At 52.1% G+C, this 25757-nt stretch carries 21 protein-coding genes and 1 tRNA gene; 11 read left to right on the forward strand and 11 right to left on the reverse strand.

Annotated features, from left to right (window positions below; genetic code table 11):
* Nucleotides 1-378 precede the first annotated feature (378 nt).
* Both mscL and NDI52_RS00010 read right to left on the reverse strand, forming a co-directional pair.
* The gene (gene mscL / locus NDI52_RS00005) at nucleotides 379-762 is read right to left on the reverse strand and encodes a large conductance mechanosensitive channel protein MscL (protein ID WP_190771293.1); all 384 of its coding nucleotides are present in this window, start codon (nucleotides 760-762) and stop codon (nucleotides 379-381) included.
* 104 nt (nucleotides 763-866) lie between these two features.
* On the reverse strand, nucleotides 867-1154 hold the full coding sequence (locus NDI52_RS00010; protein ID WP_190771294.1) for a hypothetical protein: 288 nt from the start codon (nucleotides 1152-1154) through the stop codon (nucleotides 867-869).
* 75 nt (nucleotides 1155-1229) lie between these two features.
* Between NDI52_RS00010 and NDI52_RS00015 the strand changes: the two genes are divergently transcribed.
* Both NDI52_RS00015 and NDI52_RS00020 read left to right on the forward strand, forming a co-directional pair.
* Entirely contained in the window at nucleotides 1230-1964 is a 735-nt protein-coding gene (locus tag NDI52_RS00015; RefSeq protein WP_190771295.1) for a GvpL/GvpF family gas vesicle protein, read from the forward strand.
* Nucleotides 1965-1969: 5 nt separating this feature from the next.
* Nucleotides 1970-2221 carry a gas vesicle protein GvpG gene (locus NDI52_RS00020; protein WP_190771296.1) on the forward strand — a complete coding sequence of 84 codons (252 nt, stop codon included), beginning with the start codon at nucleotides 1970-1972 and terminating at the stop codon, nucleotides 2219-2221.
* Between the two features lie 687 nt (nucleotides 2222-2908).
* Here NDI52_RS00020 and NDI52_RS00025 read toward each other — a convergent pair.
* The 3 genes from NDI52_RS00025 to NDI52_RS00035 all read right to left on the reverse strand — a co-directional run bounded on the left by NDI52_RS00025 (nucleotide 2909) and on the right by NDI52_RS00035 (nucleotide 11720).
* On the reverse strand, nucleotides 2909-3172 hold the full coding sequence (locus tag NDI52_RS00025) for a DUF3146 family protein (protein WP_190771297.1): 264 nt from the start codon (nucleotides 3170-3172) through the stop codon (nucleotides 2909-2911).
* 192 nt (nucleotides 3173-3364) lie between these two features.
* Nucleotides 3365-9091 (reverse strand): filamentous hemagglutinin N-terminal domain-containing protein, encoded by a 5727-nt coding sequence (locus NDI52_RS00030; protein WP_348256307.1) that lies wholly within the window; start codon nucleotides 9089-9091, stop codon nucleotides 3365-3367.
* A 52-nt stretch (nucleotides 9092-9143) separates the two neighbouring features.
* Entirely contained in the window at nucleotides 9144-11720 is a 2577-nt protein-coding gene (locus NDI52_RS00035) for a CHAT domain-containing protein (protein ID WP_190771299.1), read from the reverse strand.
* 601 nt (nucleotides 11721-12321) lie between these two features.
* On the opposite strand from NDI52_RS00035, the gene NDI52_RS00040 reads away from it, so the two are divergent.
* Together NDI52_RS00040 and NDI52_RS00045 are read left to right on the forward strand one after the other, a co-directional pair.
* Nucleotides 12322-13149 (forward strand): ABC transporter permease, encoded by an 828-nt coding sequence (locus tag NDI52_RS00040; RefSeq protein ID WP_190771300.1) that lies wholly within the window; start codon nucleotides 12322-12324, stop codon nucleotides 13147-13149.
* Between the two features lie 90 nt (nucleotides 13150-13239).
* Nucleotides 13240-14343 (forward strand): ABC transporter ATP-binding protein, encoded by a 1104-nt coding sequence (locus NDI52_RS00045; RefSeq protein WP_190771301.1) that lies wholly within the window; start codon nucleotides 13240-13242, stop codon nucleotides 14341-14343.
* Here NDI52_RS00045 and pth read toward each other — a convergent pair.
* The 3 genes from pth to psbH form a co-directional block, all read right to left on the reverse strand.
* The gene (gene pth / locus NDI52_RS00050; RefSeq protein ID WP_190771302.1) at nucleotides 14336-14965 is read right to left on the reverse strand and encodes an aminoacyl-tRNA hydrolase; all 630 of its coding nucleotides are present in this window, start codon (nucleotides 14963-14965) and stop codon (nucleotides 14336-14338) included. The genes NDI52_RS00045 and pth overlap by 8 nt on opposite strands.
* A gap of 78 nt (nucleotides 14966-15043) precedes the next feature.
* Nucleotides 15044-15379, reverse strand: coding sequence for a TatA/E family twin arginine-targeting protein translocase (locus tag NDI52_RS00055; protein WP_190771303.1), 336 nt, complete (start codon nucleotides 15377-15379; stop codon nucleotides 15044-15046).
* Nucleotides 15380-15621: 242 nt separating this feature from the next.
* Nucleotides 15622-15825, reverse strand: coding sequence for a photosystem II reaction center protein PsbH (gene psbH, locus NDI52_RS00060; RefSeq protein ID WP_190771304.1), 204 nt, complete (start codon nucleotides 15823-15825; stop codon nucleotides 15622-15624).
* Between the two features lie 78 nt (nucleotides 15826-15903).
* Here psbH and psbN point away from each other — a divergent pair, with 78 nt between their 5' ends.
* From psbN to NDI52_RS00080, 4 genes are all read left to right on the forward strand, one after another.
* On the forward strand, nucleotides 15904-16035 hold the full coding sequence (gene psbN / locus NDI52_RS00065; protein WP_190771305.1) for a photosystem II reaction center protein PsbN: 132 nt from the start codon (nucleotides 15904-15906) through the stop codon (nucleotides 16033-16035).
* A gap of 683 nt (nucleotides 16036-16718) precedes the next feature.
* On the forward strand, nucleotides 16719-17585 hold the full coding sequence (locus NDI52_RS00070) for a fructosamine kinase family protein (RefSeq protein ID WP_190771348.1): 867 nt from the start codon (nucleotides 16719-16721) through the stop codon (nucleotides 17583-17585).
* 421 nt (nucleotides 17586-18006) lie between these two features.
* Nucleotides 18007-19512, forward strand: coding sequence for an ammonium transporter (locus NDI52_RS00075; RefSeq protein ID WP_242035909.1), 1506 nt, complete (start codon nucleotides 18007-18009; stop codon nucleotides 19510-19512).
* Between the two features lie 468 nt (nucleotides 19513-19980).
* The gene (locus NDI52_RS00080) at nucleotides 19981-20922 is read left to right on the forward strand and encodes a GDSL-type esterase/lipase family protein (RefSeq protein WP_199307964.1); all 942 of its coding nucleotides are present in this window, start codon (nucleotides 19981-19983) and stop codon (nucleotides 20920-20922) included.
* Between the two features lie 242 nt (nucleotides 20923-21164).
* Here NDI52_RS00080 and cobM read toward each other — a convergent pair whose 3' ends face one another.
* The 3 genes from cobM to NDI52_RS00095 form a co-directional block, all read right to left on the reverse strand.
* Nucleotides 21165-22016 carry a precorrin-4 C(11)-methyltransferase gene (gene cobM / locus NDI52_RS00085; RefSeq protein ID WP_190771307.1) on the reverse strand — a complete coding sequence of 284 codons (852 nt, stop codon included), beginning with the start codon at nucleotides 22014-22016 and terminating at the stop codon, nucleotides 21165-21167.
* A 186-nt stretch (nucleotides 22017-22202) separates the two neighbouring features.
* A complete protein-coding gene (lgt, locus tag NDI52_RS00090) occupies nucleotides 22203-23081 on the reverse strand; it encodes a prolipoprotein diacylglyceryl transferase (RefSeq protein ID WP_190771308.1) in 879 nt (292 codons plus the stop codon).
* 53 nt (nucleotides 23082-23134) lie between these two features.
* Entirely contained in the window at nucleotides 23135-23956 is an 822-nt protein-coding gene (locus NDI52_RS00095; RefSeq protein WP_190771309.1) for an MOSC domain-containing protein, read from the reverse strand.
* Nucleotides 23957-24312: 356 nt separating this feature from the next.
* On the opposite strand from NDI52_RS00095, the gene bcp reads away from it, so the two are divergent.
* The 3 genes from bcp to NDI52_RS00110 all read left to right on the forward strand — a co-directional run bounded on the left by bcp (nucleotide 24313) and on the right by NDI52_RS00110 (nucleotide 25677).
* Nucleotides 24313-24786: a thioredoxin-dependent thiol peroxidase gene (gene bcp / locus NDI52_RS00100; protein ID WP_190771310.1), complete on the forward strand. Its 474-nt coding sequence runs from the start codon at nucleotides 24313-24315 to the stop codon at nucleotides 24784-24786.
* A 142-nt stretch (nucleotides 24787-24928) separates the two neighbouring features.
* Nucleotides 24929-25384, forward strand: coding sequence for an NUDIX hydrolase (locus tag NDI52_RS00105; RefSeq protein WP_190771311.1), 456 nt, complete (start codon nucleotides 24929-24931; stop codon nucleotides 25382-25384).
* 220 nt (nucleotides 25385-25604) lie between these two features.
* Nucleotides 25605-25677, forward strand: a tRNA-Arg gene (locus NDI52_RS00110).
* Nucleotides 25678-25757 lie beyond the last annotated feature (80 nt).

The raw sequence follows: 25757 nt of genomic DNA on the forward strand, positions 1-25757 counted from the left end.
ATCACGCAGGGGATGTTTTTGGCGACGGGTCATAGCAGGGCACCCAAGGGTTCCCTACTATCTTGACAGCCGCCTATAAAAAATGGCGATATTCGAGTCAAATGACCCACTAGTGGTCTGTCAATGTTCAAGTGTGGGGTTAACCCCACACTTGAACATGAAATTTGAGGAGTTTTTGAGGGGTCGCAGACTCACTCAAAAACTCCTTGACAGAGGACTAGATTGGAAAATTCCACATACCAGGTCAGACTAGAATTCTACTTCCAAACATTACGGAATAATTGGAATACAAAGGTTGAATTGATGGAGGTTACTGGATACCTTACCAATTCAACTGTAATGCACCCCGATGAGAAGCTCTATAAAAGAGGTCTTCGGCTATTGTTCCAATCGATCGACCAGGCGATTTACAGCATCTGCCAAACGGCTTTGTACTTCTACAGGATCGGGGCCAGCAGGCGGGCGTCCCTTAAACCGTTCAACCACACGCACAATCAAAAACACCAGAAATGCAATTAGGAGAAAGTTAATAACGGCAACAATTACAGAACCCAGGGGCCAGTCTTGCAGACGCTCAATTTGAAGTTGTTGCAGTACCGGGTTGAGGACTGCGGTGCTGACTAAATTCACAATCGCCTCCACAACCTGCCCAAATGCTGTTCCTACTACAACGGCAACAGCAAGTTCCACCACGTTGCCGCGATTGAGAAAGTCCCGAAAATCTCGAAAAAAGCCAGTCGCTCCGTTTCGTGCTCGTGCCATAGACTTTCACCCCTTCCAGAGCTTAAAAATTTGTCATAAGGGTAACGTGAGTTCTGGAAAAAGCCAATCTTTGGTGTGCTATTGCAGCAATTCTCATTTTGAAATCAGGCCCGAAAACCGCACGCCAAAGGCGCGCGGTTTTCGGGCATCAAAGCCAAGAGTTCACGCCCGTAGGGCGTGAACTCTTGGCTTTGATGCCCATACTGAGAATTGCTGGTGCTATTAGAGACAAGTAATACCCACATCTCGCAACTTTCTAACACCAAAATCCAGAATTGTTGTTTTTCGTCGCAACGTAGAAACAACGGTTCTCGGTTTTGGTACAGATATGAAAATACATCCATTTGCAACGCCAGAAATAGCCATTGGAGCGATCGCGCCAGAAAAAACATTGCAATTATCCATAGTTATGCGGATGGAGCAGGTTGGGCTGGGTACTCTCAAGATAGGTATCGAAATGGCAATTTATGGGATTCGGACATTATCTCTATGGCATCTTTCCGGAGCCTGGCCCCCGTCACTTAGCTCTGGAAGGTTTAGATAAGCAACCTGTGCACGCCCACTCGTTGGACGGCTTCGTATTCCTCTACTCGGAGGCGCAACAGGAGCGTTATCTGGCGAGCCGCCGCAATTTGCTGGGCCATGAGCGGGTCTTAGAACAGGCGATGGAGCACGGCTATCGCACGTTGTTACCCCTTCAATTTGGGTTGATCATTGATGCTTGGGAAACGGTACAAACGCAGTTGCTCAACCCCCAGGGAGAAACTCTGAGGCAACTTTTTATCCGGCTGGAAGGACGGCGGGAAGTCGGGGTGAAACTGTCTTGGGAAAGCGATCGCGAACTCGAAACCCTAATGGCCGAAAACGATGCCTTACGCCAGGAGCGCGATCTCTTGGAGGGCAAAACCCTCAGCATGGATGAGATCGTGCGTATTGGGCAGGCTATCGAGAAGGCGATGGAGGCCCGCAAGCAGGAGATTATTGAGACATTCCGGCAGTTGTTGAACCCGATGGCGATCGCCATGGTAGAAAACGACCCTATGACGGAAAGCATGATTTACAACGCCGCTTACCTGATTCCCTGGGACGATGAACTGGACTTTGGCCACAAGATCGAGGAATTGGATCACCAATTTGAGGGCCGCCTGAAGATTCGCTACAACAATTTCACTGCACCGTTCAACTTTGCCCAGCTGGAGTAAGCCCTATGTTTCTTGACCTACTTGCCGCTCCCATTTTGGCTCCCGTCAATGGGATTTCCTGGATTGCTGAGAAGATTTTGGAACAGGCAGAACCCCATCTCAACGAGAAGGAAAACCTGAAAAAGCAACTTCTTGCCCTACAGTTGGCCTTTGATATGGGAGATGTTCCTGAGGAGGAGTTTGAAGAACTGGAGGAACAGTTGCTGTTGACCATCCAGGCGATCGAAGACGAGGAGCGACAACAAGCAGAGGTCTAATTTGTCCTAGTGGTCTGTCGATTATTAAGTGTGGGGTAAGCCCACACTTAATAATTAAATTTAAGGAATTTTTGATGGGTCGTAGACCCCTCAAAAATTTCTGGGCAAAGTACGAGTACTTGGTATCTTAAGTTTGCCTATGTTTAGTGGTGAGATGCTTTGCACCCCACTACCAAACATAGGTTGATTTCCGCTATGCAGTCCTAGTTATCCCGCGTCTACAGGCTGAAATCCTGGTGATAGGGATATTCATGGTATCCCTATCACCAGGATTTCAGCACGTAAGGGAAACCCCCTGAGAGTATCCTGAGGAATACTCTTAGGGAGCTAGACAATGGCTATATCCTTTAGCTATTGAAATCTACTTAAAACCGGATCATTTTGTCTGTGAAAACATCGTTCTTGCACCCGACCCCGGAAGCCCTATTTTTGTAAACGAAACGCACAAAAATAGGACTTCCGGGGCAGCAATTCTCATTTTGAAATCCAACCCGAAAATAGCCCGCCTTCGACGGGCTATTTTCGGGCTTCAAAGCTGAGAGTTCGTGCCCGAAGGGCACGAACTCTCAGCTTTGAAGCCCATACTGAGAATTGCTGCTTCCGGGGTCGGGTATATTAGGGAGCATGTGCGATCTGTTACGATTTCCAGCCTGGGGGCGGGATAGGAAAAAAGGAGAATGGCCGATGTTAGATATCAGCCCGAATCGTAAATGAGTAATCTCCTCCGGGCTCCAACTGGTAATCGCTGCGCTCCAAAAAGCGAGCTAAGGGATCTTTAATCAGAGCACGTCCAAGAGACGGTTCTACCACCAGTTCCCCTTGCCGAAAGCGCCACTGAAATTGCCATTCATAATCATTAGCCCTCACTTCGCCTTCGATCCGGCCATTCTGCCAGGACTGATGGGTAATGCGCACATAGGCGGTCGTTTCGGGTAGACGTTTGCGACTCACAAGAAATTAGCCTTAACAGTTACTCTCTCTATTCATGAACTAATTACGCGTAAGCTTCAACCTTTTTAAGGACGTTTTCTAGAAAAGTCAAGGAAAGAAAAAACAAGAAATGCGCTGAGCAATACTTGTTTGAGTAAGAGGGAGTGGGTACGGCACACCTACTCCCTCTTGCGTTTCTCCTGGTCGGGCATTTTATAGGCAAGAACCCTGGTGCTCGTCACCTACAGGGGGATTGTGAGGGGTATTGGCTACCAGGCGTATTTGGCCACCAGGGGCGATCGCCCAACTATCGGCCTCCACGAGTGACATTTGCTCTGTAGGAGCCGTCACGCCCTCCTGAGCGGTCGAGCTCTCAACAGGAGAAGTATTTCCATCTTCCAACCAGTCTGTCAGGATGCCGGCATCATCCATAACCCCAATGGGGCTGGAGGAAACCCCACCCCGCCCAGTGATAACAAAGCGACCGAGCCGTTCTGCTGCTCTGGGGCCACGGGGGCATACCTGGCCTACTTGATCGGTGGCATCCACAACGCCTGCGGGCAGTTCTATCAAGCCTCGGGCGGGATCAACTCGGTCGGCATTTAAAACCACGTCGCCATCGAGAGATGCATCCGTTTGGGAAATGGCCGTGACATCGCTCGTCGGTAAACGGTCAGGATCCAGGGGATTATCTGGATTGAGTTCATCGAGCAGTTCTTCACGGGTGCGGAAGAACAACCCAAATACCTGATCGGCCGTGAGCTCGACCCGCCCTCCTTCACGAACGACGGAGTCTGCGGTAATGTCGTTGTTGCCATAGGGCTCTGCCAGAATAAATCCGTCTTCTGTCGCGTTTACGATAATGTTGCCGCCGTCACCTGGCTGCACAAAGCGTCCGGCGGTTGTGGAGATGCGCGTTGCACCCCGCAGCACCACTAGTCCGTCAGCGTTCACGGTAATGTTGCCGCCACCGCCGACGCCAGTCTCGGCATAAATGCCTCGCTCGGTATTCAGGCTATCTCGGCCATTGTCTAGATCGAGAAAACGAGTTGAAATGCCGATGTTGCCTGCCCGTTGTTGTTGTTGATCGTTCCTCGCCAGACCAACAATCCGGCCTCGGGAGAAGCCATAACTGCTAACAGTGACTAATGCGCCATCGGAAATGGTGATCCGATCCGCAGGCTGGAAGTCATAGCCATTGTTTGTCCGCGTGATAGCACCGCTGAGGAGAACGTCGCCTCCGCTTCCTTGCCCTCCGAGCCCAACACCACTGAAAAGGGCACTCGGAAAGCCCTGCTCATTGACGCCATCTAGAGTAATTTGATTGGCTACAATCAGCACATCGCCTGCATTGGAATTTTCGGTTACCCCTTCTGTATTGGCAATTAACTGAGCACCATTGCGTAGCACTACCGAATCAGCGGGGTTAACACCTACGAGATTATCTCCAGAAAAAAGCGCATCCCCAATCGCAATAACGCCACCTGCCCCGATGGCTCCTGGGGCAATGCTGGTGAACATAGCGCTATTATCCATTAGGACGTCATCCTGGGCCTGAATTAGAATGGCCCCGGCATTGCCTCGCGCATTTCGATTCACCTGAGTCTGTAACTGAGAACCGTTGAGCAGGCTGAAGTCATTGGTTTCGACATCAATTCGGCCGCCACTGCCTTGTGCCCCCTGTTCAACGGTAGTAAAGACTGTGGCACCATCCTGAATGACAACATCATCCCCGGCCAGGAAGAAAATAGCCCCTGCATCGGCTTGATTAAATGTGGCACTGGATATTTGCGTCAGACGGTCCTCTACTTCAATGTCGTCGTTCGCACGGAAGGAGATGCGCCCGGCCTGCTGCCCCCCTGAGAAGCCAAATCCCTCAGCGTTCTGGTTATCGGTGCGAATTTGGGAACCGCCGCTGATGTGAATATCATTGGGGTTGATCAGGCCATTACCAACGAAGATGCGGCCAAAGTTTCCGATGCTGAAAATGTTGCTGCGGTTTTCGATCCGAATGTCGGTGGGGGATGCTATAAAAATATCCCCGGCATATTGCGTCCCGAAGTTGGTGGTACTGACCAGGCTGTTGTCGAGAACAACGGGGCCGCTTCGGGCCGATAGGGTAACGCTACTAAAAGCGGTGCGGTCAGAGTTACGGCTTTCGCTGTTGATTTCGGCGCGATCGCCCAAAAAGATCGCATCCGCCTCCACCCGAATATTGCCACTGAGTGGATCATCCAGATCCGAGGCGGTTTGCTCAAACGCAGCGAGGCTCTGAATACCACTGGGGGCAATACCTTCGGTTCTGGATGCTTGGGTTTGGGTAATGAACCCTCTGGAGTTATCCAAAATCTGTTCAGGAGTGAGAGTAATACCCTGGGCGATCGCCTGGTCCTGAATGGCCTGGGTAACGGCCACAGAGCGAGCCCCAAACTGTTCATCCGCTCCTGAAATCTGCACTTGCCCTGCGGCATAAATTCGCACACTCCCGGCATTGCCATATCCGAAAGTAGAAGAAACCATCTGGCTACCTCCTGTCAGAGACAAATCTCCGGTATGGACAACCACATCCCCGGCATCTCCTAGAGAGCGGCTACGGCTGCCAACGACTGCGCCATCCTCCAACCTGATGCTGGTAAAGGGATTTTGAGCCGTACCCAGCCTAATCCTGCCGCCATCTCCTTCGGTCGTGATAATGGTGTTTTGATCCAGGAAAAAACGCTCGGTAGTAGCGAGCAAACCACTGGAAAACCCACCGGGCGTAACAACCGGATTGCCATTCGCATCTACATCGGGCAAAACCGCAGGAGCTACCCCCAAAATGCTGATGGACGAAGGCTGATTTGGATCCAGTGGCAGAATAATAATGTTTCCTGCGTTCCCTGTTGATGGGGTATAGGTGACGGTGCCGCCATTATTTTGAGGATTGCGGAAACCTCCGGTGGTAGCCGAGGTAATGGTTGCCCCGCCCGTTATCTGCAGGTCTTGAGTACGCAGGGTAATGTTCCCGCCATCCAAATTGCCTCGGGTGGTGGCATCAATGCTGGCTAGATTGCTCAGGGTCGTGGTGGGCGAGATCACCGTAATGCGGCCTGCTTCCCCGAAGCCATACAAATCTGTAGCATGTAAACCGCTGTAAGGGCTGATGGGATCAATGGTTTGCTGAGTTCGTTGAAAAGCGGTGACTGGGTTTTGGGTCACGCTGTTAAAGGCATTGCGGAGATTTGTAAACCGGCTGTTATAGGCGCGGTCATAGCCGCTGATCAACACCTCATCCGTTGCCCGGATGATGATGTTGCCCGCACTACTGACCGAGTCACCCGCGTTGCCATTGGGGTCTGTAAACAGCGAGGCTGAGAGAATTTGGGCACCATTGCGGATATTCAATCGACCCACCCGAATATCGATGTTTTGGCTGTCACCGAGCGATCGCGTCCGCGCACTGATAACGCCTCCATTCTGAAGTCGCAGAACCCCGGCTCGCACTCGAATGTTGCCCCCATTGCCGGTCGCGACCACAAGGGTGCCATCGTCCTGCACACTCGTTTCGGTGGTGGAGAAGAAACCGCTGGAAAATCCCCCAGTTGGCACTACCTCCTGCGTTCCATCTGGCTGATCCACAACCTCAAAGGACAGTGGCGCCACATCAGAGATCAGCACAAAGGATGGAGCGAGAGGGTTGATGGGTCCCACGAAAATATTGCCGCTATTACCGGCCCCAAAAGTTTGTGTCAGCACCTCCGAGCCGCCTGTGAGCTGGAGATTTTGGCTGAGAATATTAATATTTCCTCCGTTTCCAATGGCTTCAGTGCCAGCCGGAAACCCGGATGTATCGGCAGACAAAAAGCTTTCGTTCTGCAGAAAAACGTTACGGCCTCGGACAGTGATGTCTCCGGCGTCGCGCGCCCCGTTGATAATGCTATTCGTTGTGCTCAGGGTGCTGTTGTCGAGCAGAATCCGATTGGGAGCGGTGCGATCGCTATTCAACCGAGTGGACGTGCTACCCAGGAAAATGCGACCGGAGTTACCATCGGCTGCAATCCGGCTTTCGTTACGCAGGTCGAGCTGACGGCGGGCGTCTACAAAAATATCTCCAGCAAAACCTGTGCCCGTGTTCATGGCACTGATGCCAGCACGATTCAACCGTACGGAGCCATTGACCGATTCAATGCGGATGGTGTTGAAGGCGGTGGGGCGATCGCTATTGGCACTCGTACTGTCAATAAAGCTGTTGCCGCGTAAGGTAATATTCCCCAGCGCTCGGAGGGTAATGTCGCCCCCCAAGGCCCCTACCGAATTAACCCCTGTGCGAAATTGCCCACTGCCCGCTTCAAACGTAATGTTGCCGTTGGCTAACAGGGTGACATTTCCACCGTCAGCCGCATAGGTCGCATTGCCATTGGCATCTGTTCCGGTTGGCACTGCGTTGGCGTTAATGCGTCCAGCAATGTTGATGTTACCGCGCGAGTCAATGGCAATGAAGCCGCCACCATCCGGTGTTTCAGCGCGAATGGCTGCCCCATGTAAATCGGGGTTATTGGGCAAATCCACCTGGGTGTCGGCAATGCGGATGTTGCCGGGTACAAAATTAGTCAAATCAGGAGCGTATCGATTGGTCAGCAGAATACGTCCCTGTAGGAAGTCAGGGGGCAGATTTGCCGAGGCGACGGTGCCCAAAATAATCGTGCCGACATTGATGTTGGCACGGGTGATAGGAGGTGGCGTCACTGCCAGGTTGAAGAAGTTACCCGGCGCTGAATTGGCTTCAATTCCAACCACGTCGGGATCAACTCCAGCCCGAATATCCAGCGTCGGTTCCGTCAGACCATTAATGGGAAACGCGGCTCCATTGGAGAGGCGCAGATTGGGTTCAATCAACACCGCTTCGCCCGGTGCGGCCTGGTTGAGAATTTGGATGAAATTCGGTACATTGACACTCCCTGCGGCCAGAATATGTAGCGAGTTGCCGATGTAGGAGTCAAAGCTGACATTCCCCAGGGAACGGACGACGGGGTCGTAAGGACTGTACAATGTGCCCAGGCTTCCATCCAACTGCTCAACACGAAAATTACCGCCGCTGTAATAGTGGGCATCGCCCCCGACCCGATTGGCCGATCGCAAGCGAATGTCTCCCCCGGCCCAAAATCCGCTGTCAGTGTGCCCCAGGGCAAAAATATCCACTTGTTGGTTGCCCTGTAACACCATGCGCCCCTGAGCGGCGGCGACAAATGGAGCGGCTGGGCGATCGCGAATTTGAAGGGTATCGCGTGCGCGTAGGGTCAGGTTTCCCCCTGACCAAAGTTGCCCTTGTAAGTTGAGATTGTTGGCTGCCAGGGTGAAGTCACCAGGTGCGTAGAGTCGGCCTCGATTAACAATGTCGCCGGAGGTAGCATTGGCTCCATATTGCAGCCCTGGTGTGATATTCAGGTTCAACAGAGGTGGTGCTGCAGGATTGACGGCACTGAAGGTATTGCCGTTGGCAAACGTGAATTGATTCGCTGTGCTTGCTAAGAACGAACCCCGCACATCCAGACGAGCATTTTCTCCAAAAATAAAACCATTAGGATTGAGCAGAAATAGATTGGCATCTCCTAGCACCCCCAATGTGCCAAAGATTCGCGAAGCATCTTCTCCCGTCACCCGGCCCAGAATGTTCTCAATGCCGGCAGGATTTTGGAAGTAGACACTGCCTCCCTCCAGTACATTGAAGTCGCGGAAGCTATGAAACAGATTGCTGCCCCGTTGGGCACCACCACCAATCTGAACATTTCCAGGCTGCAGAGGAATAACGGTTGAGGACTCATTGCCCAGGGTGGTGTCAGGTATGACAGGTTGGGCCAGAGCTGAGGGAGTCATGCTTAGGGGGACGACAGAGTCGAACGCTCCGACCAGACTCGTCAACGTCAAAGCTGCAATACAGGCAGGAGTTAGCGCGCGCAACATAGGGCTTCAGGGGGTAAAGGGGGGAGAGTAAAGCGGCGTTCAGCAGAAAAAATTACTTCCAGTTGCCAATCAGCACGAAGGCACTCCAGTAGTAGGGATGGGACAAGTTACGATTGCCCGCCTGATTGGGATAGTTCCGCAGGTCAATGCTGCCTGTGGCCCCCCGGCTGCGGGCGCGACTGCCCAACTGAAACTCGGTTCTGCCATTAATCAGAGCAAGTTGGGCCTGGCGCAGGGCTTCGGCCCGACTGATTCCGGGTTGAGAAAGGTTGGCATATAGCCCCAACATCAGGTAGAAGGTGGACTGATCTTCCACATACCAGAGAGAGGCGATGGTGCTGCGAGCTCCCGAACGAACGGCGACTCCGGCCAATCCTAGTGCTGCTCGATCATTCCCGACGGCGGTTCCGCAGGCACTCAGTACCAATAGTTCAATCGGGCGGCGACGATTGATGTCAGCGGATTGCAGCAGTTCGCTGAGTTGATTGACATTGAGGCGATCGTTCCAGGTGAGGATGTAGGTTTCCTCCAGGGTTGCCCCGAACTCTCCATGGGTTGCCAGGTGGACAATAGGAGCCGGAATCTCGGCAATGCGGGTGGCGATTTCCTCACGGGTGAAGGCGTCATTAAACAACACCTCGCCCGAGACGATATCCTGTAGTTGATTCACTTCTGCTTCGGCCCAGGGCAGGGGAGCGAAGCCCAACCGAGCTTCACTCAACCCTCCCATCAGAGCTGTTAGGGAGTCAGGAGGTAAGCTTTCGGCGGATAACAGTTGTAGGGTGGGGGCGATGGCAACACCGTAATTTTCGATCAGGTAGCGATCGCCATCATACAAAGCGGCCAGGGGCACTTTCCGTAACACCCCATCGGGCACAAACACCAGGGTTTTCACCTCGCTACCTTGGAGGTACGGGAGGGCCGGGCGCACCAGCCAATCGTAAAGTTGCCTGCCCAGACCTTGAATTTGACGGACCGGCTTGCGAATATCTTCCGCCTGGTTTGCAAAGGCATTGCTTGTTTCGATTACAGTGCTGGCAGGAACGGGGGCATCGTAATACTGCAAAGGCTGGCCGGGAAGGGCAACGATAACCGCCATGCGATCGCGCAACAAAATTGGATAAAATACCGCTGCCTGGGTATCAATGCTATCCACCTGCACCTCGCGGGCATTCAAGCAAGCTTCCCGAAAAAAGTTATCCAGCTCCGCCAGTTGTAACGATTCAATGGTGGAGCGGGCCTGCTCTAGCTCCTTCTGGCTGGGGTTGGCACTACGATCCAGCAACAGGGAGACCAGTTCCCGGTGAATGGGCTCGATGTTGTTGCGGAACGAGAGCTGGGCGTCAGGGTTGGCCGCTGATAGGTCACGACGCACCGCTTGTAAGGTGTTGATCGTGTTGGTGTAGGCCGCGATCGCTTCTTTCCGGTTGTGTTGTTGACGGAAGAGACGACCTTGCTGCCATTCCCACAGGTAACGCAGCTCCGGGACGTTGAGCTGCTGAGCCAGCCTCAGGGCTTGGTCTGTGATCGATTGTGCCTCATTCCACTGGCGCGCCTGCTCATAGGTCGCTCCCAGAGTGCCGAGAGCGTAGGATTCTGCGCGGCGATCGCCCAACTCCCGAGCTTGTTGCACCGCTGCTGTGAGTAAGTTAGCAATATCGTTCTCAGAAACGTGGCCTCCCAGCTTTACCAGTCTTAGTAACGAATCTGCCAGGTTAATTTGAGTGTGAATCCTGGGGCGACCGGGGGGGAGCGCGTTGATTTGGGTTTGCAGAGCTGGAATGAGGGCGATCGCTGCATCCACCTGTTGCTGCTCAACCAATACTCGCAGTTGATTTAAGCGAGCTTGAACCTGGTGATAGGGGATAGCGGTCTGGGTCGCCTGTTCGTACGAGCGGAGAGCATTCTCCAGGTTCCCCTGCGCATAAAGGGTGTTGCCCAAACTGGCCTGGGATTGGGCGATCGCCTCCGCATCTTGCAACCGCTCAGCCATAGCCAGACTTGCCTCAAGAGCGCTGACAGAACCGGGGAGATCACCGGCAACCCGCAAGGCATTACCCAAGCGGGTCAGGCGCTCGACCTGCTGGAGTGAGTCGGGCTGATCTGTAGACGTTTCTTGAAGTTGACTGAGAAGGGCGATCGCCCGCTGATAGAACCCGAGCGATTGCAAGGCTTCAGCCTGGTTGAGTTGAGCTTGAAGAAGCCGTTCCCGGTCGCCCTGGCGATCGTACAGAGCCGCTGCCGCTTCCCATGTAGCAAGAGCCGCCGCACCATCTCCCCGGTAAAACTGGAGCCGTCCCTGAACATCCAGGGTCTGGGCGACCAGGGATGGGTCTGCCTGTTCTGCATTTAATAAAGCAAGACTTTGGGTGATGGCTGTTTCTGCATCTTTCCATTGCCCTAGCTGTTGATAAACCAGAGAGAGGTTACGCAGAGCTATAGCTTGGGACCGGCGATCGCCTCGCGTTTCAGCATCTGCAGCGGTTACCTCTAGCTGTTGCGCCGCTTCTTGGTAGCGGCCTGCTTCGTAAAGCTGACGGCTTGGGCTGGAGCCGTGAGATTGCACTACTTCGGTGACGGATGGGGTGATGGAGTCTGGCGAGATGGCAATAGCTGGCAGCAATGCCAAACTGAATCCAGCTAGAATCCCCAAACTAAAGCAAACCCATCGCTTTCTACTCAATTCTGTTGCTCTCAACCCAGACCTAGGCAAATTGCACCATCCTTCTATATTCAAGTTATCTTGAAGCTTTTTTCCTGTATCAAATCTACGAACAGTTTTTTGAACATTCACACAAAGAATCAAGACACTCAATGTATTCCCACACACCAATCGAATGAGATGGATGGGATATAAACAGTGAATGCTTTGTAAACGATATTTATAATCAAGCTCAATGAAATTATGGAGGGTATTCTACTGGGGAACTTTCCCCTAGGCAATTCATAAAAGTGCAATTACACACAAGATTTAATGCAAAGAGCATTTGATACCTATCTTTCTATTTAGCACGGGCCCAAAATGGTCACTTTATTGTCATAACGTTTTGATATCAAACCACACAGTATGGGAGATGTGTAGCTTGATATGGGTTACTTCTTTTGTCCCCAATTGCTGTAGCAATAGAACCTTAAATACACCAGAGTTGTTTTGCAAATTCCAGGAAGTGTTTTAACACCTTTACTCAGGGGAATACGGCACAATAGCGGTATCCCTTGGGCTGAGTTTCATGGTTACTAATTCCCGTGCATTGGCGAAGTCTCTTGACGAAAGAGTTTCCCCTCGCACCCCTAAACGTCCCTGGCTTCTGGCGGGGTGGACCGCTCTCACCTTTGGCTTTCTCTATTTGCCCATCATCGTATTGGTGGTGATGAGCTTTAATGACTCGCGCATCCTGTCGCTACCCTTGAAGGGTTTCACCCTGGGTTGGTACCAGATGGTGATGGAGGATGTGCCATTGCGGGAAGCGCTGGTTAATTCTCTGAAGGTGGCAGGGGTGGCAACGATACTGGCGACGACTCTGGGGTTACTGGCGGGGTTTGCCATTTATCGTTATCGCTTCTTTGGGCGCAATGCCTTTCGTATTGCCCTGAATCTGCCCATCCTGTTGCCGGGGATTGTAACAGGCGTGGCCATGCTCGCTTACTTTTCGGATTTAGGATGGGAACTATCTCTGGGGACGGTGATTCTGGGCCATGCGGTATTTGGCATTCCGGTGGCATTGGGGCCAATCTTGACGCGCCTGGGGCAGTTTCCCCGTAGCCTGGAGGAAGCCGCCTATGACCTGGGAGCCAAACCGGCACAGGTTTACCTGGACGTGGTGTTTCCCTTCCTGCGGAGTGCCCTGATCGCAGCGGCATTGTTGGCGTTTACCCTGTCCTTTGACGAGGTGGTGGTGACGATTTTCCTGACGGGACGGGATAATACCCTGCCTATGGAGATCTGGGCGCGGCTGCGAACGTCAATTACACCCGAGATTGCGGCGATCGCCACCCTTATCCTCGGCACCAGCACGGCCCTCGTTCTCCTCAGTGAATGGGCTACCTCGCGTGAATAATTGTGTTTTCGGCTCTGATGAAAGAAGCTCAAAATACGTAGTCAGGACTCATCGCATCAAGAGTATTCAGCATCCTGTAGTTCTAAAACCATGAAAGACAATAGTCTGGTCTATCTCGACAATGTCAGCAAGATCTATGGAGGCGGCAACGCAGAGGTGTATGCAGCGCGGGATGTCACTCTGGCGGTGAAGCCGGGAGAGTTCTTTTCCTTGCTGGGTTCGAGTGGCTCAGGTAAAACAACGACGCTGCGGATGATTGGCGGATTTGAGATTCCCGAGCGGGGCACGGTTTATTTAGGCGGTGAGGATGTCACGATGCTGCCACCCTATCGGCGCGAAGTCCATACCGTGTTCCAGAGTTATGCACTCTTTCCTCACATGACTGTGGCGGAGAACATCGCCTATCCCTTGAAGATCGCAGGTGTGCCTCGCCATGAAATTGCCGAACGGGTGCAAGATTCGCTGAAGATGTTCCGTATCCCAGGGTTTGGCGATCGCCGTCCCTCCCAACTCTCCGGCGGACAACAGCAACGAGTCGCTCTGGCCCGTGCCCTGATCAGCCGTCCTAAAGTATTGCTGCTCGACGAACCCTTGTCAGCGCTGGATGCCAAAATCCGCGAAGAGGTGCGCCAGGAATTGCGGGAGTTGCAGCGGCAAACCAACCTCACTTTCATCTATGTCACCCATGATCAGGAAGAGGCATTGGCCTTGAGCGATCGCATTGCCGTGATGCACAATGGCCGCGTGGAGCAGGTCGGTACTCCCTTCAACATTTACAACCAACCCACGTCTTTGTTTGTGGCGCAGTTTGTAGGAAAGGCAAATTTTCTGACGGGGCGGTTGTTGGGAGTGGATGGCGACATTGCAACCGTCGAGGTTAACGGTAGACCGTTAAAGGCGATCGCCCCCACGTCCCCCCTGCAACCAGACGCGACGGTAACGCTGATGATCCGCCCCGAGCGATTGCGACTCAATCCGGCGGAAGGCATGGAAAATGCGATCGCCGGAAAGCTCACCCACGTAACCTACATTGGTCAATTGCTGGAAGCCAGTGTAGAAACGCCCCTTGGTTCTTTGCGAGTGACACAACTGGGCAACGCTTTAGGGAATGACTTGAGTGAGCGATCGCCCTCAGCCGAAACCTTCCATGTGGGATGGAATGCGGCAGATTGTCTGGTCTTACCTTTTAGCTAGCGACCGCGCGGTTGTTGTAAAGACTCATAGCCTTGGCAACACCATCGGTCAGGCTCATTTCAATCGCCTCGACGGACAGTTGGATGACCTCATCGAGAAGTTTGGCTTCCTCCTGGGAGAAGCGCCCCAGTACGTGGGAGACCGTATCTTTGTTGGCCTTCTCGCTATTTTTAGGATTGCCAATACCAATCCGAAGCCGGGGAAAGTTTTGGGTGCCCAGATGGGCGATCGCTGACTTCATGCCATTATGGCCGCCTGCTGAGCCAGACAGCCGCATCCGTAGCTTGCCTGTGGGCAAATCCATTTCGTCGTAGATCACCAGCACTGCTTCTGGAGGCAACTTGTACCAATCCAAAACTGCCCGGATGGATTGCCCAGACAGATTCATAAAGGTGGTGGGCTTTAGCAAGCGCACACGGGTTTGACGCAGGGCTACTCCCTCGCCATAAAACCCTTGAAACTTGCGGTTCTCCGATAGGGAAACAGACCAGCGCCGCGCCAACTGATCGACCACCATAAAGCCGATGTTGTGGCGCGTCTGCTCATACTTCGCTCCCGGATTTCCCAAACCCACGATGAGTTGTGGAATCAGGCGATCGCTCGCAACTCCTGCGTTAGTCATTACGTTCGTGATTATTTGTCTTACGTATCCGTGGAGCTGGTGTTCGTCGGTTAGTTTCTTGTCTGTGCACACCCAAACTTAACTGGGGGAAGAGCTAACAGCGTCATCCTCGGTGGGGGTAATGACTTCAGCTTCCGTCGTCTCGGTTGAGGTGGCGGCAGGTACCTCATTAGCCGCCAAAGCTTTTTGAGCTGGAGGCTCTAGCTTAGCTTCCATGGGCTGGTTAATGGCCTTCTCAATCTGCTCGGCCTCTTTCTTAAACTCATCCTGAAACTCGCGGGATGCGTCTTGAAACCCTCTAAGCGCTTTTCCTACGCTCCGCCCAATCTCTGGCAACTTTTTGGGGCCAAAAATCAGGAGGGCCAGCACCATAATCAGCGCCATCTCGGGTAAACCAATGCCAAAAATATTCATAACCTTTCCTCCCGCGATCGCATTAGGTAATGAAGCAGCCCGGCAAGACTTCAGGATACCGTATCCGGGTATGCCTTTCCTCACCCTAGTATAAGAACCCGTTTCACGAGGTTGATTTTTCGTGAGCAGCACACGGAAAGTCAGCCTGTGAAACAAAAAACCCCGGCAGGCCGGGGTCATGATGCAAGCTTATGAAATTTGAAAAGGCTTCTTGAAAAATCTAGTTGAATCGGCAGAGGGGCTTAGCGGCCCAGGCTCAGCCAATCCACATCCAGGTTTTCCAGAATCAGTGACGAGTTGTAAATTTGCAGGATGATCAACAGAAAGACCAAGAACAGACCCATGAAAACACCCATTACGGGGGTAGTGCCCCAACCCGGAGCAACTTTACCGTATTCCGCATTGAGGGGCCGCAGGATATCGCCCAATCGGGTTCGTTGTGCCATGTGTACCTGTAAGAAAGCCTGAATAGTTAACGTTTTGAAATATTATACTAATGAGGTTACCTTTGGTTGATACCCTACATGGAGTCCGCAACAGTTCTTAGTATTTCCATCGGTGCTGTCCTTCTGATTGTCACCGGAATCGCCCTGTATACGTCCTTTGGACCCCCATCCAAGGAATTGGCTGACCCCTTCGAAGATCACGAAGATTAAGATTGAGAGCCTTTGGCCCCTCAATCGATACATTTACTTTCCTGAGAATTCCTTTAAGAATGGCAGCAGTTGGCTTGGTTCGTAAGGAAGCTATTTTCCTGTAGGACGAGGCGCGACTGTAGCCCTCGATTTAGTTCGATTGCTTAAAGTAGAAAATTCGCAATGCAACAGAGCACCATTGCTCTGTTGCACCTTTGTGTTTCGGAATATCTTGCAACAGGCTTTCATTCCAGGCAGCTCTTCTCCCGTCTCTGCTCTAGTTCTATAGCGATGTGCAAGTGCGTTAAGTACAACAACGGTGGTGTGGGGCACGAAGTGCCCCACACCACCGTACTTAATCAACGTGCACAGCGCTATAAAAGCTGTTGAGAGGGTTATTTTTTGTGCATGAGGCACGAAGACGAACCCTCTCAACTCCAATCGTTAGTTGATTGACGTCGCTTAGGATCGTGCATTGATTAACCTGTCATTGCTTTTTGTGGAAGTGGCGAAGTCGCCGCTTCCACAAAAAGCAATGACAGGTTGTTTTATTTGTGATCCTTCGTACGAGCGATGGATGGAGTAAGTTACGGCTCAGAGAAAATATCTCTTCAAATATTTTCCCAAGTTTCCCCGACTACAATAAGTCGGAACTGTTTGAATGTCTAATCCTGTGGTGGTTCTGAAACGCTCCCATGAATACTTTGTGGCTTAATATTGCCGACCAAATTCAGCAAGCTACGGGCAAACCGTTTGAGGTGACCCACCAGCGATCGGTCGGCGGAGGCAGCATTAACCAGGCCTATGCCCTTTCGGGGAAAGACCGGGCCTATTTCGTCAAACTTAACCAGGCCGAAACCTTACCCATGTTTGAGGCCGAAGCTCGTGGCCTTGAAGAGATCTCCAAGACAGCCACAATTCGGGTTCCGCAGCCCATCTGTTGGGGAGTCGCAAACACCTTTTCTTTCCTGGCGTTGGAGTGGCTGGATTTAGGATATGGAACACATCGGGCCTGGGAAGCCATGGGGCATCAGTTGGCCGCCATGCACCAGACTACCAGCACCCACGGGTTTGGTTGGTACCAGGACAACACCATTGGCTCGACCCCGCAACAAAATTCCTGGACTGACAACTGGATCGAATTCTTCTGTGAGCGTCGGTTAGGGTATCAACTGCGTCTGGCTCGGCGTAAGGGTGGGCATTTCCCCAACGGCGATCGCCTCCTCGATGCGGTTCCCCTGCTGTTGGCTGAGCGTATTCCCAAACCCTCCCTGGTTCATGGTGATCTCTGGTCAGGCAATGCAGCCATTACCAAACTAGAGGAACCCATAATTTTGGATCCAGCGGTTTACTTTGGCGATCGCGAAGTTGACCTGGCCATGACTGAGCTATTTGGCAGCTTCCCCAACGAATTTTACCGAGCCTACAATGCCGCCTATCCCCTATCTGAGGGGTATACCCAACGTAAAGTACTTTACAACCTGTATCACATCCTCAACCATTTCAATTTATTTGGAGGAGGATATGAAACTCAGGCCAATCGAATGATCGACCAAATCCTGGGCCTTTGAGCGTTTCAGCTAATTTTCTAAGGGGAACTACGGAGAAATGGTATCTCTGGATACAGATTTACTCGCCTTAGATTGATGAAATCTGTGATATTCGATTGCAATTCACAAACAGTTACACATCCAGCTTCTGGGTGATCCTCTGGGTGGTTTTTCTCTACCGGCTGTTGGTGAATCGGTTGGGGGCAGGCCTATCCTACGTGGCGTGGGATGGGCTACTTGATTGATACATTGCTGTATCTATTCAATCTCTAGCCCTGCTAATGGGTGATTGTCTGTCGGGTCGCCATTTGCCTTTGTAAATCGGTTTCAACGTGAGTCGGTTTCTGTCTAAGTCGAGGAAGGTCAATCAATGTCAAGACTGGTCATGAAAAAACGGAATAAGCGCCAGCCCTTGATTGAAGGGCGTCGTTTTTCCAGTCTGATGCAGCGTTTCTTTAAACGGCCGGGCGCTGTCATTAACTCTCTCTCCCCTACCTGGCAAGCTTGTATTCCCCTGACGGCACTGATCGTTCTGGTCAGCAGCACAGCCGTGTTTGCCCAGGATACCCCGTCTGTCGAGGAGACGGTCGCTACCCTGCAGGTGGGCCTGGATACCGTTTGGGTCATGGTTGCCGCGATGCTGGTGTTCTTCATGAACGCGGGTTTCTGTATGTTGGAAACCGGCTTCTGCCGTCAAAAGAACGCCGTCAACGTACTTTCCAAGAACCTGATTGTGTTCGCCCTCTCCACCATTGCCTTCTGGTTCATCGGCTTTGGCCTGATGTTTGGTAATGGTAATGGCTTTATTGGTTGGGAAGGCTTAACCTTCCTGAGTGGCGCTGATAACAGCCCGGCCATTGGTGACGCCTATGAAGGTGCTTACAGTGCTCTGAGCTGGACTGGCGTACCTCTGGGTGCTAAGTTCTTCTTCCAGTTGGTGTTCGCAGGTACCGCTGCCACCATCGTGTCTGGGGCTGTGGCTGAGCGGATTAAGTTCGTTGACTTCCTGATCTTCAGCTTGTTGCTGGTTGGCGTTGCCTACCCCATTACGGGTCACTGGATCTGGGGTGGTGGCTGGCTTGCCAAGTATGGCTTCTGGGATTTTGCTGGCTCTACCGTGGTACACGCGGTTGGTGGTTGGGCTGCTCTCATGGGTGCGGCTTTTCTTGGCCCCCGGATTGGCAAGTACAACGAAGATGGTTCTCCCAACGCCCTGCCTGGTCATAACATGTCCATCGCGACTCTGGGCTGCTTGATCCTGTGGTTGGGTTGGTTTGGGTTTAACCCCGGTTCCACCATGAGCGTGGGTGATGGTTCGGCGATCGCCCACATTGCTATCACCACGAACACCGCAGGTGCTTTTGGTGGTCTGGCGGCTACTATTACTGCCTGGTTACTGCTGGGCAAGCCTGACCTGTCTATGATCATCAACGGGGTTTTGGCTGGTCTGGTAGCTGTTACAGCGTCCTGTGCTTTTGTGAATGCAGGTTCCGCTGCCATCATCGGTATTGTTGGTGGAGTGCTGGTCGTATTTGCTGTTGGGTTCTTCGATCGCCTTAAGATTGATGACCCCGTAGGTGCTACCGCTGTTCACCTGGCCAATGGTGTTTGGGGAACCCTGGCTGTTGGTCTCTTTGCAGCTGGCCCTGGCGATCTGTACGCTGAAGGTTTAGGACCTGCTACAGGTTTGTTCTTTGGTGGTGGTTTGGGCCAGTTCATCATTCAGCTGGTAGGTACTCTGGCTGTAGGTGGTATGACGGTGCTGGTGTCTACCATCTTCTGGATCGCGCTGAAGGCTACTCTGGGTATCCGCGTGTCTCCTGAAGAGGAACTCATGGGTCTCGACATTGGCGAGCATGGCATGGAAGCCTACGCTGGTTTCGTGAAGGATGCAACGGGCTCTCCTGCTGGCGTTCCTGGCGTCTCCACAACAAGCGTGCCTCACTAAGTTTTGGGTAACTCTCTTTGGAGCCAAGGGGTTTTCTCCCCTTGGCTTTTTTGATGTCCTCACTAGCGTGACACTAGCAATGTGATCAAAAATCTTGCATGTTTTTACTCAGTAGGCCGCACCCACTCTACTGGGCCAAAAACATTGACAAGTAATGCAGAAAGGCTATGGGTAAGCTTCTCGTCTTTCAAAACCTTTGATTTTATGACCTATCAATCGCCATCATTTTCTGAAATCTGGCCAAATTCAATATAAATATTTTGATATAACATTAGTTCGGACAGTTTTTCTGAAACCCTTGATTTTGCGTGCGCTTCGCGCACGCAAAATCAAGGGTTTCAGAAAAACTGTCCAGAGTATTGATATAACAGACTTTTTAAGATTGCTCCCTGAACTATTGGATATTTTTTGAGGTATTAAAGAGATGTTTTGTAAGAGTACTGAGCGGTGAGTAAAACGAGCACTCCCATGAAGTATTGGCTTCGGCATTGGGGCGATCGCCACCTCAGCCGTATCCTGTTTGAAATACGTCGCTCCCGATGGGGACAACAGGTGCGCTGGCATTGGGATCGTATTACCCAGCCCACTTATGGGCGGCGATCGCTGCCCCGATGGATTTATCTCTCCCTGGCCGCCAATGTCGTGCTGCTACTCATCCTGCTACAGATGGGAATTCGGCAGTATTGGCTGCATCGAGCCGTGGTTCTTATGCAACCCTCATCCGCTGCCTCTCAATCGTTTACGGTCAGTGTCCCGTCCTTAGGAACGCGGCATCAGTTGAACTATCCTCAGTGGGTCGATCTTCTGGCTCAGGAAGCTCAGGCGGTGGCTGTTCAAAAACCTAAGCATCTCAGTGTTTTGCTGGGAGATTCCATCAGCCTGTGGTTTCCGCCCGATTTGCTGTTGCCAGGGCGTGTGTGGCTCAATCAGGGGATTTCTGGCGAGAACTCTACTGGTCTGCTGCAACGGTTAGATCTGTTGGATCAGACGGAACCGGATACTATCCTGCTCATGATCGGGATTAATGACCTGTTGCAGGGGGTTGACGACGAGACGATTCTCCACAACCAGCGACAAATTGTTCAGTACCTCAAATCAGCCCATCCCGATGCGGAAATTGTGATGCAATCCATTCTGCCCCATGCTGGTGAGGAGGCTACCTGGGAAGGGCGCGATCGCCTACTCGCCATTCCGAATCACCGAATTCAATTGCTAAACGAGCAATTGGCAGAGATTGCCCAGGAGGAAGAAATTGAATATTTGGATCTCTATCCTCTGTTTGCCGATAGCCAGGGAAATCTCCAGATGAACCTCAGCACGGATGGGTTGCACCTCAATACCGATGGATATTGGGTATGGCGATCGGGCTTGCAGATGTATTTTTACTACGCCATGGATGCACGGGGTTAAGTTGACACCCATAGCCGGTTTGATCAAAGGGGTGAGTGCGACGCACTCACCCCTTTGATCCACAAGTTCTGATTAAAGTGGCTGTAACTTAACCTCAGTTCAGGTAAAGGGTGTTTCAGCTTATCCCAAACTAAGGTTTGCTTACTCAGGACTTACGCATTTAAGTTGTAGGTAGGTGCAAAGCACCCTACCTACAACTTAAATGCTCTAGATATAGCGGACTTGCGTGAGTCCTGTTACTGTTATACGGCTTCAGTCGATTCGCGACGGAACAGGTGCGAGTGAGTGGGGTTGTAGAGTTGCGATCGCGCCCCATCTGCTTGCTCCATAGCCACCAGAGCTGGGCTAATGACATACATGGTTGTGCGAATTAACTTCTCCCGTTCTGTCACGGCTGCCATTTCATCAAGGCGAGCCATCACAATCCGCTCGTCGGGCCAACCCAGGCGATAGCAGATGGCGACCGGCATATCGGCAGGATAGTGTTGCAGCAATTTGTCTTGAGAGTCCTGAGCGTGGCGAGCGCTGAGGTAAAGGCACAGGCTTGCCTTGTGAGCTGCTAGCGATGCCAGTTCCTCGGCTTCAGGAACCTGAGTGCGCCCACTGATACGGGTCAAGATGATGGATTGCACCAGACCTGGAACGGTAAATTCCACCTTGAGACGAGCCGCGGCCAGTTGAAAAGCGCTGATACCGGGAACAACTTCAAACGGGATGTCTGCCCTCGCTAAGGCTTGCATTTGTTCATGCACCGCCCCATATAAGCAAGGGTCACCTGAGTGGAGCCGAACGACGGTTTTGTGCGATCGCACCCGTTCCTCCATCAAGGGCAAAATCTCTTCCAGGGTCTTATCCGCTGTGCGAATGAGTTCTGCCCCAGGTTTAGCCACACTCAACACTTGCCGGGGTACCAGGGAGTCGGCAAATAGAATTACATCGGCCTCGGCTAGCAAATGGTAGGCCCGTAGCGTCAGCAATTCCGGATCTCCTGGGCCGGCTCCCACAATGTAAACTGTACCGGGGACAGGCGACTTCCCTTGAAGCGACACCGCCAACCGTTCCGCCAACCCATTCCCCGTGCTCCGTAATTCCATACCGTACCTGACCTTTTCCTGTAAAAAGCTTTACAAATCAATGCTCTGTGTTAAATCCCGACAAAGGAGGGGGGAGTGTCCGGATAGCTCTGTAAAACCCCGGTAGAAGCGAATGGTAGATGCACCCTGATTCAGCCCCGAAGGAAACTTCGGGGCTATTTCTTTGGTTGTGCAAGATACTCGCGACTATCGGGATTCTGCGGGAGGGCGAGACAAATGAATTTCCCCAAACCGTACTCTGGAACCAGGCAAGTTCCGCTTCAACCCATAGAGCCAGACCAACCCAGCAACCCCAATAAACACTCCGACTAAGCTGACAATCTGAGCAATCCGTAACGGCCCCAGCATCAGACTGTCCATCCGTAGACCTTCGATCCAGACACGGCCCAGACTGTAGGCGATCGCATACACCAGCGCCACCGTCCCCAGCTTCAGGGGCCAATGCCCCCGAATTCCACGCCAAAAAATCACCATTAACAGCACAAATACCCCAATATTCCATAGGGATTCGTACAGAAAAGTGGGATGGAAATACTCAAATGCCTGATAGCCGGGAGGCCGTTGGGCGGGGGGAATGTAAAGTTTCCAGGGCAAATCTGTAGGACGGCCAAATGCTTCGGAGTTAAAGAAGTTGCCCCAGCGCCCAATGGCCTGCCCCAGAATGACGGATGGTGCCACAGTATCAGCCAACTGCCAGAAAGAAATGCGATTGAGCCGCCCAAAGATGAGCATCGCCGCAATACCGCCCAAAATGGCCCCATGGATCGCAATGCCCCCGTGCCAGATCGCGAAAACTTCTGCCGGGTTGTTCGCGTAGTTCTTCCACTCAAACAACACGTAGTAGATTCGCGCACAGGGCACCGCCCCCAAAACTAACCACAACGCAAAGTCTCCAATTAGCTCAGGGTTTATGTTTCGCTTACCCGCCAAAAACTGTGACAGCGTGATCCCAATTAACACGGCACAGGCAATCAGCAAGCCGTAATAGCGAACGGTAATTGGCCCTGCTTCAAAGAAAATTGGACCGGGAGATGTAAATCGAAAGGCCAGCAGCCAGGGCAGCATAAGGCGTGTTTCCTGCACAAAACCTGCTCTGTCAGTGTATAGCAGGAGCTACGTTATTTGGTTTCAACGACGTGGAAGAATTCAGGGGGCCATAAAAATTGGGGAGAGATGCGATCGCCCTCAACAGTCACTCCTTCCGCCACTAGAGCATCAGCCTGGTCGGGAATATGCCGAGTGAGGAGGGTGTGATTGGCGGCTACGATGCGGTGTACGGGCAGATGAGCTGATTTTTTCAGCCAGGTAGGGATGGCGCGGGCGTAGCTGGGCGTCATGCCCAGGGCTAGCAGCAGGTTAGGGGTATCGACTACATAGCCGGGTGGGATACGGGCCACAAATTCCTCAAATTTGCCTCGGGTAGATTCGGGAATGACGGAAAAGCATCGGGGATAGGCCCGGATGATATCGCCAGGGCGAATGGTGCCATCCTGTACCACCATTGCAAGGAACCCTCGTTTGCCTGCAATTTTACGAGATAGGCCAGGCTTGAGCCGTTCTAGAGAGGCACAGGGTTCGCAGAGAAACATCAGTCGTAACTGAGCTGTTTTGCCGATCGCTAATACCGTTCCTGACTCAAAAGATTCGACGGCGGCATCCACTAATATGTTTTCCTGCAAATCTCCAGGTTGAAGCCCGAACTGATGCAGTGTTGGCTGTCCGGCCAGTAAAACCTGCCGCGGATTACCAACTCGAGCACTGGCATCGCCAGCAATGCCATAACCCCGTTGAAGGGTCAGGCTGTCGCAGGGTTCAACTAAAGCGCCAGGCGCAGATTTACGGAATAGGTGGGTGACAGCGGGACAGCTTATCCATGTAGCCCTTTCCTGGAACGGTGGCGGAGCATCGAAGGCTGGCACAGACGTTGATGATTCAGACATATTTTGGGGATGTCAAACCCCATAACTACGGGGGTTTACTATTAGGTGCCTACTGGGCCTGCTACACCTAACAGGAACTCTTGGGCTAGTTAGGGCTAGAGGTCGTGTTGTGCGCAAAGCACACGCAAAAATAGGCACTTCAGCTTATTCCAAATAGGACTTACGCAAGTCCGCTATCTGTAGTGTACTTGTGTTGTGGGTGGGGTGCTTCGTACTCCATCCACAACACAAGTGCGCAAGTCTTGCCGAACTGAGATTAGCTGTAGTTTTGGGGACTGAACTGAGTACAATCTTAGGTAATTTTGCAGCCTTGAAGGCTTTTGTTGTTTACCCTTTTGCTGTTTCGACCTGTTGCTATGGCTCTTAACCCTGGTGATTCCGCCCCTGACTTCAGCTTGCCCGATGGAAACGGCAACACGGTTAGCCTCTCTTCTTTAAGAGGAAAGTGGGTCGTCCTGTACTTTTATCCCCGAGACAACACTCCCGGTTGCACAAAAGAAGCCTGTAGCTTCCGGGATGCTTACCCGACCTACCAATCTAAAGACGTGGTGATTCTGGGAGTTAGCACCGACGATGCCAAAGCCCATACCAAGTTCTCCAACAAATTCAATTTGCCATTTCCTCTCCTGACCGATGCTGAGGGACAGATGGCGACGACCTACGAGAGCTACGGCCTGAAAAAGTTTATGGGTAAGGAGTATATGGGTATCAGCCGTAATACTTTTATCATTGACCCTGAGGGTGCGATCGCCAAAGTCTATCTAAAAGTGAAGCCCGAAAACCACGCAGAACAGGTTCTACAAGACCTGGAAGTGTTAATGGCAGCCTAGCCAGCCCTGGTCTCACGTTTTGGCTCTGGTTCAACCCTGCTGATATACAGGGCGAAAGGTATTGTCAATGCTTTCCTCGTCCTCATGGTTCACAGGAGTAGAACACTAAACTCTCTAAATATTGCAAGCGATTGTCCTTCCTATGCGTCAAGCCTGGCGATATCTGCAAACCGCTCTTGGAATTATTTTCCGTCATCCATTGACGGGCACTAGCATTATCCCTGTCCTCCCCGATGGGAAGATTGCCCTGATCCGCCGCCGAGATAATGGCATGCTCAGTTTACCCGGAGGCATGGTGAACTGGGGCGAAGACCTGCCGACGTCCTTGAAACGGGAGCTTAAAGAGGAAACCGGCCTAGATCTCCTCAATCTGGGTCGTCTGGTTGGGGTTTATTCTTCTCCTGAACGGGATCCCCGCTTCCACTCTATTTGTCTGGTTGTTGAGGTTAGAGCCAGCGGTGCTCTGAAAACTCTGGATAAGCTGGAGGTGCTTGAAGTTCAAGCTTTTGAGCCTACGGCTATTCCCCTGAACAATTTATCCCACGACCATGGGCAACAGCTGAAGGATTACTTCTCCGGAGGAACAACGGTTGCCTAAGGCCTGCTTTAAAGGTTGTATTTTCGTGCGGTAAACGTACGAAAATACAATCCTTTCAGCGAGTTCTAAAACACGCCCTAATTCAGCTAGAAGCCCTCTTATGCCGCCACAAAGGGGTGCCATAGTAAGCTTCTAGCTAAAACTTGACTTCATGGTGTGGAAAATAGCAGAAGATAGCGATCGCTGTCCCCCAGAGATGCTATACTCGCAAAGTACGCAAGGGCATGTAGCTCAGTGGATAGAGCATCAGATTCCGGTTCTGAGGGTCGGGGGTTCGAATCCCTCCATGCTCGTTAAGAAAAAGCGCGGTTCAGCCGCGCTTTTTTATTACATCAAGAAGGGCGGCATGCTGTGCCGTCCTTCTTTGTCGATT

It is taken from the genome of Leptolyngbya sp. PL-A3 (genome assembly GCF_039962325.1).
Taxonomy (GTDB): Bacteria; Cyanobacteriota; Cyanobacteriia; order Elainellales; family Elainellaceae; genus Vacuolonema.